General features: G+C 54.9%; 3 protein-coding genes. 2 read left to right on the plus strand and 1 reads right to left on the minus strand.

The features are described from left to right. Nucleotides 1-221 (minus strand): transposase (locus OA90_RS27635; protein WP_156510732.1); only part of this gene is annotated, 221 nt, incomplete at its 3' end. 114 nt (nucleotides 222-335) lie between these two features. Here OA90_RS27635 and OA90_RS27640 point away from each other — a divergent pair. Then, entirely contained in the window at nucleotides 336-1,541 is a 1,206-nt protein-coding gene (locus OA90_RS27640) for an AAA family ATPase (RefSeq protein ID WP_068420241.1), read from the plus strand. A gap of 310 nt (nucleotides 1,542-1,851) precedes the next feature. Then, on the plus strand, nucleotides 1,852-2,384 hold a 533-nt coding region (locus OA90_RS27645), incomplete at its 3' end, for a peptidoglycan-binding domain-containing protein (RefSeq protein ID WP_068420243.1).

Genomic DNA, 2,384 nt, shown 5'->3' on the forward strand with positions numbered 1-2,384 from the left:
GGGGGAAAGTCCTTCGGCAGTGCCCGCCACTGACAGCCGCTGCCCGCGATATAAAGGACCGCGTTCACCACCTCTCGCATGTCGGTCTTGCGTGGCCGACCGCCGGATTTGGCCGGAGGGATCAGCGGCGCCAAAATCGCCCATTCCCGATCCATCAAATCAGTTGGATAACGCAGATCGTCCCGGTTATGCTGTTTGCGAGTGATATCATCCCAGGGCATTCGATCCTCCATCTTCTCGACAAAGACGGTTGAATCACAACCCTTTGATATCACTCAACTACTTTTAAATCAGGCTCTAAGAGACAACAAGCGACGGCCCAAGTGGCTTCGGTCATGGAGGAAGTCACCCAGCTTTGGCAGACGTCAAGGAAGCCCGTAGACCTGAGCTCGGAGTTGCCGGAAGCTGGAAGCTTTCAAAAGGCATTCTCTGAGTTCACTGCCGCATTTTCGAGTGGTATCGAAGCGCTTGGAATTGATCTTGGAAAACACCGAGATGCCATGGCGGAGTGCGGCGCTGATATCGACATTGCTCTCGATGAGGCGAAAGTCACGCGTGATTTGGCCATGGACAAACTCACTGAGCACCGATCAGCTACGGCCCAGATTTCCAACCTCCAAGTCGAACTCCAAGGGGTTCTCAAACAGATAGCTGAACTTTCAGTCACAACCAGTTCAGCTGATGAATGGTTTGAAAAGCTGAAGTTGGCAATCGACGGGTTGAAAGATTCCGTCGCACAAAAGGGCGGGAAAACGAGAGAATGGGCCGACAAAATCGAGACGCTATCTGGCAATAGGATTGAGGCCCAGCTTAAGACTGACGCGAACTGGACTGCTATTCATGACGCCGTTGAGGCAATAACGGCGAAGGCAAACATAAAAGAGGCAACGAGAATTCAACGAACGGACGATTGCTTAGAAAATTTAGGTGTTTGGCCGTCCCTCGACAGATTGAGGACCGATGCATTGGCCGCTTTGCGCTGGAATATCCTTTTGCAATCTGAAAGTGGCAAGCCACCACAGATGGAGGCGCTGGTTGAAGCTACCGGGGCAACACCAAGAGCTATTGAACGATGTGTTGAATTTATGGACCTCCAGCGCGTTGAGGCGATAGCCACCGCGGTTCCAAGCGATGACATCTCCTTACTTTACTGTGATGGAGACCGAAAGATCTCATTTGAAAAAGCATCGGAGGGCCAACGGGCAGCAGCACTCTTGTTCATGTTGCTGGAACAACCGGGAGGGCCACTTCTCGTCGACCAACCAGAAGGAGATCTCGACAACAAAATTGTGTCCGACCTTGCTGAGAAACTTCACGATGCCAAGAAAAACAGGCAGATTATATTTGCGAGCCACAATGCGAATATTGTTGTGAACGGTTCTTCGGAACTGGTTCTCGGCCTAGATGTAAGTGAAAACGCAAAAAGAGACGTCGCCTGTGGTGGGGCAATCGACACGAAGCAGGTCTGCGACAAAATCACAGAGATAATGGAAGGTGGACCACAAGCGTTTCGCGATAGAAAAGAAAAATACGGCTATTGAATTAGCTCTTCTTTCTAGACCGATCCCGACACGCTCTCTGAACATGTGTCAAACACTGGACAACGGCTTTTTGGACCACATCAAGGTCCGCTTTGGCGTTCGTCAGAATCTGTTACCGTAGCTGCGGCGAAAGCCCGCTTCCCGCCCAAGTTTAACATAAAGCGCCATGCCGCAGTTGTCCCGGACAGGCTCAATCCGGCCACGAGCCACAGCGCGGGACCCGACGCCCGCTGACCTGAACCGAACACTCAGTTTCCACCAACCCGCCCATCGAGGCGGGTTTTTTTATGCCCAAACGAAGGAGGGCGGAATGTCCAGCATGTCTTTTGAAATGTGGTTGCAGAGCCGGTTGACGGCGCACGGGTTTGCGTGCGGCCTGATCGATGGTGAGATCGGTCCGAAAACCCTGCATGCCTTGCGCGGTTTTCAGACCGCCAGGGGGCTGCCGATAACCTCGCAGGCGGACGAGGCGACGGTGACCGCGCTGAAAGCGGCCTCCTCGCGCGTTCCGGTCGAGGTGAGCGGGTTCATTCCGGATCGCGACAGCGACCTGCCCGACGATCGCCGCAAGACCCTCTGGCCACGCCAGAAAGACGTGCTTTCGTTTTACGGGCCAGTCGGCACCGGCCAGACCCGCGTCGAGGTGCCCTGGGGCATGCGCCTTGCCTGGGACCTGGACGTGCCGGTGCGCACGATCACTCTTCACAGCAAGGTTGCCGCCTCGGCCGAGCGCGCGTTTCACAAGATCCGCGGCCTCTATTCAGACCGGCAGATCAAGGATCTCGGTCTCGATCTCTTTGGCGGTTCGTTGAACGTGCGCCGCATGCGCGGCGGCAGCCGCTA

The sequence above is a fragment of the Labrenzia sp. OB1 genome (assembly GCF_001624695.1).
Lineage (GTDB): Bacteria > Pseudomonadota > Alphaproteobacteria > Rhizobiales > Stappiaceae > Roseibium.

Excerpts from the sequence above, each read along its gene's own strand:
- OA90_RS27640 (WP_068420241.1), top strand. The coding sequence starts at position 336 with ATGGAGGAAGTCACCCAGCTTTGGCAGACGTCAAGGAAGCCCGTAGAC.